The sequence below is a fragment of the Staphylococcus sp. EG-SA-18 genome (assembly GCF_017151825.1).
GTDB classification, from domain to species: domain Bacteria; phylum Bacillota; class Bacilli; order Staphylococcales; family Staphylococcaceae; genus Staphylococcus; species Staphylococcus aureus.
Genome location: NZ_JACYVY010000016.1, coordinates 41,455 through 48,855 on the forward strand (window position 1 = coordinate 41,455; position 7,401 = coordinate 48,855).

A 7,401-nucleotide genomic window follows, 5' to 3' on the forward strand; every position below is an offset into this window, starting at 1 on the left:
TAATTGTGTGTCGAAAGAAATAGATTGGAGAAAATCCGTTGTATATCAAATTTATCCTAAGTCGTTTAATGATACGACGGGGAATGGTATAGGAGATATCAATGGAATTATAGAAAAATTGGATTATATCAAGTTATTGGGTGTTGATTATATTTGGTTAACACCAGTGTATGAATCACCGATGAATGATAATGGCTATGATATCAGCAATTATTTAGAAATCAATGAAGACTTTGGAACGATGGATGATTTTGAAAAGTTAATCAAAGTTGCTCATCAAAAAGACTTGAAAGTGATGTTAGATATTGTCATTAATCATACGTCGACGGAGCATGAATGGTTTAAAGAAGCCCGTAAATCTAAAGACAACCCTTATAGAGATTATTACTTTTTCAGATCATCTGAAGACGGGCCGCCAACAAATTGGCATTCTAAATTCGGTGGTAATGCATGGAAGTTTGATTCTGAGACAGATGAATATTATTTACATTTATTTGATGTCAGTCAAGCTGATTTAAATTGGGATAATCCGGAAGTACGTCAATCGTTATATCGCATAGTCAATCATTGGATAGACTTCGGCGTTGATGGTTTTCGATTTGATGTCATTAACTTAATTTCTAAAGGTGAATTTAAGGACTCTGACAAAATAGGTAAAGAATTTTATACGGATGGTCCTAGAGTGCATGAGTTTCTGCATGAATTAAATCGTCAAACGTTTGGTAACACTGACATGATGACTGTAGGAGAAATGTCTTCGACGACGATTGAAAATTGTATTAAGTATACACAGCCAGAACGCCAAGAATTGAATAGTGTTTTTAATTTTCATCATCTAAAGGTTGATTATGTTGATGGTGAAAAGTGGACAAATGCGAAGCTTGATTTCCATAAGTTAAAGAAAATTCTGATGCAATGGCAACGAGGTATTTATGACGGTGGCGGATGGAACGCGATTTTCTGGTGTAATCATGATCAGCCACGGGTAGTGTCTAGATTTGGTGATGATACGTCGGAAGAGATGAGGATACAAAGTGCTAAAATGTTAGCTATCGCACTGCATATGTTGCAAGGGACGCCATATATTTACCAAGGTGAAGAAATTGGTATGACGGACCCACATTTTACATCAATAGCACAATATCGCGATGTTGAATCGATTAATGCCTACCATCAGTTGTTAAGTGAAGGGCATGCTGAAGCGGATGTGTTAACGATTTTAGGACAGAAGTCACGAGACAATTCGAGAACGCCTATGCAATGGAGTGATGATGTTAATGCTGGATTTACAGCTGGTAAGCCTTGGATTGATATTTCGGAAAATTATCATCAGGTCAACGTTAGACAAGCACTTCAGAATAAAGAGTCTATTTTCTATACGTATCAAAAATTAATACAATTAAGACATACGCATGATATTATTACGTATGGAGACATTGTGCCACGTTTTATGGATCATGATCATTTATTTGTTTATGAACGTCATTATAAGAATCAACAATGGCTAGTAATTGCGAATTTCTCAGCATCGGCTGTTGATTTGCCAGAAGGATTGGCTAGAGAAGGTCGTGTTGTGATTCAAACAGGCACAGTGGAAAATAATACGATAAGCGGGTTTGGTGCAATTGTAATCGAAACAAACGCGTAAAATAAATTGAGTGGATGCGTTTATATGGCGAAACAAAAAAAGTTTATGAAGATTTATGAGGCGTTGAAAGAAGATATATTAAACGGGCAGATTCAATATGGTGAACAAATTCCGTCTGAACATGATTTGGTGCAATTGTACCAGTCATCTCGAGAGACCGTGCGTAAGGCATTAGATTTGTTGGCATTAGACGGCATGATTCAAAAGATTCATGGTAAAGGGTCACTTGTCATTTATCAGGAGGTTACAGAGTTTCCATTTTCTGAACTGGTTAGTTTTAAAGAAATGCAAGAAGAAATGGGCGTCGCATATTTAACTGAAGTTGTTGTGAATGAGGTTGTTGAAGCGCATGAAGTTCCAGAAGTTCAACATGCTTTAAACATCAATTCTAGTGAATCACTCATTCATATTGTTAGAACTCGTCGGCTTAACCAACATGTGAAGATTGTTGATGAAGATTATTTTCTAAAGTCGATTGTTTCAGACATAGGTAATGATGTTGCGAGTGATTCTATTTATGATTATTTGGAAAAGGTATTAAATCTTAATATTAGTTATTCAAGTAAGTCTATTACTTTTGAACCGTTTGATGAACAAGCATATCAATTGTTTGGTGATGTATCGGTGGCTTATTCAGCAACAGTTCGAAGTATTGTGTATTTAGAAAATACAATGCCGTTTCAATATAATATTTCAAAACATCTTGCAAATGAATTTAAATTTAACGACTTCTCAAGACGTCGTATAAAGTAAACAATGATATAAATGATTTATACTTGCAATTAACTATTAAAATATAGTAATATATATCTTGCCGTGCTAGGTGGGGAGGTAGCGGTTCCCTGTACTCGAAATCCGCTTTATGCGAGGCTTAATTCCTTTGTTGAGGCCGTATTTTTGCGAAGTCTGCCCAAAGCACGTAGTGTTTGAAGATTTCGGTCCTATGCAATATGAACCCATGAACCATGTCAGGTCCTGACGGAAGCAGCATTAAGTGGATCATCATATGTGCCGTAGGGTAGCCGAGATTTAGCTAACGACTTTGGTTACGTTCGTGAATTACGTTCGATGCTTAGGTGCACGGTTTTTTATTTTTTAAATATTAAACCGATTATTAAGAGTTGAAAATATATATTTATTTATAGAAGCTACTTTCTTGAAGACAATTCAGCGTATTATACGTGGAACATGTTTGTGGGAAGTAGCTTTTTTATATGTGAAGTTTGATTCAAGTGAAATCGATGTGCAGTTTGAATGATTTTTGTGTCAATGAAAAGTAAGAAGTTATTATTTGATGATAAAGAAATGATGGTGAAATGAGGGGGAGTATCTTACAATAGAATTATTAATGAGATACGTTATGATTATTGACAATCAAATGCCTACGGAGGACATATGCAAATATATTTAAGTACTTTAACAGAGTTAGATTATGATAAATCTTTAAATAGTATTGAAGAAAGTTTTGATGATAATCCTGAAACGAGTTGGCAAGCACTTGCGAAAGTAAAACATTTAAGAAAATCTCCTTGCTATAATTTTGAATTAGAAGTAATAGCGAAAAATGAAAATAACGATGTCGTTGGACACGTTTTATTAATTGAAGTAGAAATTAATAGTGATGATAAGACGTATTATGGTTTGGCGATTGCCTCTTTATCAGTTCATCCTGAATTACGTGGACAAAAATTAGGTCGTGGCTTGGTTCAAGCAGTAGAAGAGCGTGCCAAAGCACAAGAGTATAGTACGGTTGTTGTAGACCATTGTTTTGACTACTTTGAAAAGTTGGGTTATCAAAATGCTGCTGAGCATGACATTAAATTAGAATCTGGTGATGCACCGTTACTTGTAAAATATTTATGGGATAATTTGACGGATGCACCACACGGAATCGTAAAATTTCCAGAACATTTTTATTAATTGTTCAATTAAGAAGTAAAGGTATTATCATGCTATAATGAGAGGTAATTGTTTATGGAGGTGCTAACTTGAATTATCAAGCCTTATATCGTATGTACAGACCCCAAAGTTTCGAGGATGTCGTCGGACAAGAACATGTCACGAAGACATTGCGCAATGCGATTTCTAAAGAAAAACAGTCGCATGCTTATATTTTTAGTGGTCCGAGAGGCACGGGGAAAACGAGTATTGCCAAAGTGTTTGCTAAAGCAATCAACTGTTTAAATAGCACTGATGGAGAACCTTGTAATGAATGTCATATTTGTAAAGGCATTACGCAGGGGACTAATTCAGATGTGATAGAAATTGATGCTGCTAGTAATAATGGCGTTGATGAAATAAGAAATATTAGAGACAAAGTTAAATATGCACCAAGTGAATTGAAATATAAAGTTTATATTATAGATGAGGTGCACATGCTAACAACAGGTGCTTTTAATGCCCTTTTAAAGACGTTAGAAGAACCTCCAGCACACGCTATTTTTATATTGGCAACGACAGAACCACATAAAATCCCTCCAACAATCATTTCTAGGGCACAACGTTTTGATTTTAAAGCAATTAGCCTAAATCAAATTGTTGAACGTTTAAAATTTGTAGCAGATGCACAACAAATTGAATGTGAAGATGAAGCCTTGGCATTTATCGCTAAAGCGTCTGAAGGGGGTATGCGTGATGCATTAAGTATTATGGATCAGGCTATTGCATTTGGTGATGGTACGTTAACATTGCAAGATGCGTTGAATGTCACAGGTAGCGTACATGATGAAGCGTTGGATCACTTGTTTGATGATATTGTACAAGGTGACGTACAAGCATCTTTTAAAAAATACCATCAGTTTATAACAGAGGGTAAAGAAGTGAATCGCCTAATAAATGATATGATTTATTTTGTCAGAGATACGATTATGAATAAAACATCTGAGAAAGATACTGAGTATCGAGCACTGATGAACTTAGAATTAGATATGTTATATCAAATGATTGATCTTATTAATGATACATTAGTGTCGATTCGTTTTAGTGTGAATCAAAACGTTCATTTTGAAGTGTTGTTAGTAAAATTAGCTGAGCAGATTAAGGGTCAACCACAAGTGATTGCGAATGTAGCTGAACCAGCACAAATTGCTTCATCGCCAAACACAGATGTATTGTTGCAACGTATGGAACAGTTAGAGCAAGAACTAAAAACACTAAAAGCACAAGGAGTGAGTGTCGCTCCTGTTCAAAAATCTTCGAAAAAGCCTGCGAGAGGCATACAAAAATCTAAAAATGCATTTTCAATGCAACAAATTGCAAAAGTGCTAGATAAAGCGAATAAGGCAGATATCAAATTGTTGAAAGATCATTGGCAAGAAGTGATTGATCATGCCAAAAACAATGATAAAAAATCACTCGTTAGTTTATTGCAAAATTCGGAACCTGTGGCGGCAAGTGAAGATCACGTACTTGTGAAATTTGAGGAAGAGATCCATTGTGAAATCGTCAATAAAGACGACGAGAAACGTAGTAGTATAGAAAGTGTTGTATGTAATATCGTTAATAAAAACGTTAAAGTTGTTGGTGTACCATCAGATCAATGGCAAAGAGTTCGAACGGAGTATTTACAAAATCGTAAAAACGAAGGCGATGATATGCCAAAGCAACAAGCACAACAAACAGATATTGCTCAAAAAGCAAAAGATCTTTTCGGTGAAGAAACTGTACATGTGATAGATGAAGAGTGATACATGACAAGCGATATAATCGTATGTATAATGAAAGAAACATCATTTTATTGATAAATATTTATTGATTTTCAAGGAGGAAATGGAATATGCGCGGTGGCGGAAACATGCAACAAATGATGAAACAAATGCAAAAAATGCAAAAGAAAATGGCTCAAGAACAAGAAAAACTTAAAGAAGAGCGTATTGTAGGAACAGCTGGCGGTGGCATGGTTGCAGTTACTGTAACTGGTCATAAAGAAGTTGTCGACGTTGAAATCAAAGAAGAAGCTGTAGACCCAGATGATATTGAAATGCTACAAGACTTAGTGTTAGCAGCTACTAATGAAGCGATGAATAAAGCTGATGAGCTTACTCAAGAACGTTTAGGTAAACATACTCAAGGCTTAAACATCCCTGGAATGTGATCATAGATGCATTATCCAGAACCTATATCAAAACTTATTGATAGCTTTATGAAATTGCCAGGCATTGGTCCAAAGACAGCCCAACGTCTGGCTTTTCATACCTTAGATATGAAAGAAGACGATGTTGTTCAGTTTGCCAAAGCATTAGTAGATGTTAAGAGAGAATTAACATATTGTAGCGTATGTGGTCACATTACTGAAAATGATCCATGTTATATTTGTGAAGATAAGCAAAGAGATCGTTCAGTTATTTGTGTTGTGGAAGATGACAAAGATGTCATAGCTATGGAAAAAATGAGAGAATACAAAGGTTTATATCACGTTTTACATGGGTCTATTTCGCCTATGGATGGCATTGGACCAGAAGATATTAATATTCCTTCATTGATTGAACGCTTGAAAAACGATGAAGTTAGCGAATTAATCTTAGCTATGAACCCGAACTTAGAGGGGGAATCTACAGCCATGTATATTTCTAGATTAGTTAAGCCTATAGGTATCAAAGTGACGAGATTAGCACAAGGGTTATCGGTAGGTGGCGATTTAGAGTATGCTGACGAAGTAACATTATCTAAAGCAATCGCAGGTAGAACAGAAATGTAATGTCTTCTATTAAACATTTTTGATTTTAATACTATAGTAAGAAAAGTCACAGTGTAATCATTGTGGCTTTTTTTATGGTGTGGTGTGATGTACTACTTTATTTGCGGTGTGGCGGTGGTATGGTTTACCTAGTTTTACTGAGGGATGGGTAATCTTTAGGAAGCAAGCCGTTGGTTGTGATTTGTTACTTCTAATAGTAATGATGTGAATTGGATTATCGAATTAGATCTATGGTTATGGTGTGTTGGTGCTATTAATTTGATAAATGCGGTTAATGACTATGCAAATGAAATTCTTTTGTAATTGAAATGATAGATGCTGGCTTAGTAAGTTGTACTTCTTTGGTCTAAAGCTTATTAAATCAGCCTGTATAGCGGTGTTTTGAGAGATTATTTAAAACTTGTAAATTTATTTTTAATTTCTGGTAAAAAAATAACGTTCTGTTTTGCGGTTTTTTTGATTGATATGGTTAGAAAAAAATCTGTTTCTTGTTCTAAAAAACGTACTATTTATAAGTGGGGATTTTTTTTAAGTTCGATTTTTAGGATAAGGGCGTTCAGTACAGATGACAAAGGTGTAATTTTTACTGTTGTTAAGCAGTTTGAAAGCCTGTATAGTATTTATTTGTTGAGGCAAACAAAACAATTCAACTTAAGAAATAACTTGAATTACTAACGAAAATTAATTTTAAAAAGTTGTTGACTTAAATGTTAATAAAATGTATAATTAATTCTTGTCGGTAAGAAAAATGAACATTGAAAACTGAATGACAATATGTCAACGTTAATTCCAAAAAACGTAACTATAAGTTACAAACATTATTTAGTATTTATGAGCTAATCAAACATCATAATTTTTATGGAGAGTTTGATCCTGGCTCAGGATGAACGCTGGCGGCGTGCCTAATACATGCAAGTCGAGCGAACGGACGAGAAGCTTGCTTCTCTGATGTTAGCGGCGGACGGGTGAGTAACACGTGGATAACCTACCTATAAGACTGGGATAACTTCGGGAAACCGGAGCTAATACCGGATAATATTTTGAACCGCATGGTTCA

The 7,401-nt window shown here is 35.2% G+C and carries 8 protein-coding genes, 1 rRNA gene and 1 other RNA gene; all 10 read left to right on the forward strand.

All coding sequences use genetic code 11. The annotated features are described in order from the left end of the window. The first annotated feature begins 7 nt into the window (after positions 1-7). On the forward strand, positions 8-1,648 hold the full coding sequence (gene treC / locus IDG66_RS05515; protein ID WP_000031502.1) for an alpha,alpha-phosphotrehalase: 1,641 nt from the start codon (positions 8-10) through the stop codon (positions 1,646-1,648). A 24-nt stretch (positions 1,649-1,672) separates the two neighbouring features. Continuing rightward, positions 1,673-2,401: a trehalose operon repressor gene (treR, locus tag IDG66_RS05520; RefSeq protein WP_001118675.1), complete on the forward strand. Its 729-nt coding sequence runs from the start codon at positions 1,673-1,675 to the stop codon at positions 2,399-2,401. Between the two features lie 61 nt (positions 2,402-2,462). After that, an RNA gene (ffs, locus tag IDG66_RS05525) (signal recognition particle sRNA large type) lies at positions 2,463-2,732 on the forward strand. A gap of 72 nt (positions 2,733-2,804) precedes the next feature. Beyond that, positions 2,805-2,906 (forward strand): hypothetical protein, encoded by a 102-nt coding sequence (locus IDG66_RS05530; RefSeq protein WP_031775041.1) that lies wholly within the window; start codon positions 2,805-2,807, stop codon positions 2,904-2,906. Between the two features lie 137 nt (positions 2,907-3,043). Then, on the forward strand, positions 3,044-3,568 hold the full coding sequence (locus IDG66_RS05535; protein WP_001167822.1) for a GNAT family N-acetyltransferase: 525 nt from the start codon (positions 3,044-3,046) through the stop codon (positions 3,566-3,568). A 68-nt stretch (positions 3,569-3,636) separates the two neighbouring features. Then, complete coding sequence (gene dnaX / locus IDG66_RS05540; RefSeq protein ID WP_001109036.1) at positions 3,637-5,334, forward strand: DNA polymerase III subunit gamma/tau; 1,698 nt, start codon at positions 3,637-3,639, stop codon at positions 5,332-5,334. 89 nt (positions 5,335-5,423) lie between these two features. Continuing rightward, positions 5,424-5,741 carry a YbaB/EbfC family nucleoid-associated protein gene (locus IDG66_RS05545; protein ID WP_001213992.1) on the forward strand — a complete coding sequence of 106 codons (318 nt, stop codon included), beginning with the start codon at positions 5,424-5,426 and terminating at the stop codon, positions 5,739-5,741. A 6-nt stretch (positions 5,742-5,747) separates the two neighbouring features. Beyond that, complete coding sequence (recR, locus tag IDG66_RS05550) at positions 5,748-6,344, forward strand: recombination mediator RecR (protein WP_000559156.1); 597 nt, start codon at positions 5,748-5,750, stop codon at positions 6,342-6,344. Positions 6,345-6,548: 204 nt separating this feature from the next. Continuing rightward, complete coding sequence (locus IDG66_RS05555) at positions 6,549-6,647, forward strand: hypothetical protein (protein WP_001791812.1); 99 nt, start codon at positions 6,549-6,551, stop codon at positions 6,645-6,647. A 552-nt stretch (positions 6,648-7,199) separates the two neighbouring features. Beyond that, positions 7,200-7,401: ribosomal RNA gene (locus tag IDG66_RS05560) — 16S ribosomal RNA — on the forward strand; the annotation flags it as partial.

Bases quoted from the DNA above. Each gene is read 5' to 3' on its own strand.
- treR (WP_001118675.1), top strand. From the start codon at position 1,673: ATGGCGAAACAAAAAAAGTTTATGAAGATTTATGAGGCGTTGAAAGAA.
- recR (WP_000559156.1), top strand. From the start codon at position 5,748: ATGCATTATCCAGAACCTATATCAAAACTTATTGATAGCTTTATGAAA.
- IDG66_RS05535 (WP_001167822.1), top strand. From the start codon at position 3,044: ATGCAAATATATTTAAGTACTTTAACAGAGTTAGATTATGATAAATCT.
- IDG66_RS05545 (WP_001213992.1), top strand. From the start codon at position 5,424: ATGCGCGGTGGCGGAAACATGCAACAAATGATGAAACAAATGCAAAAA.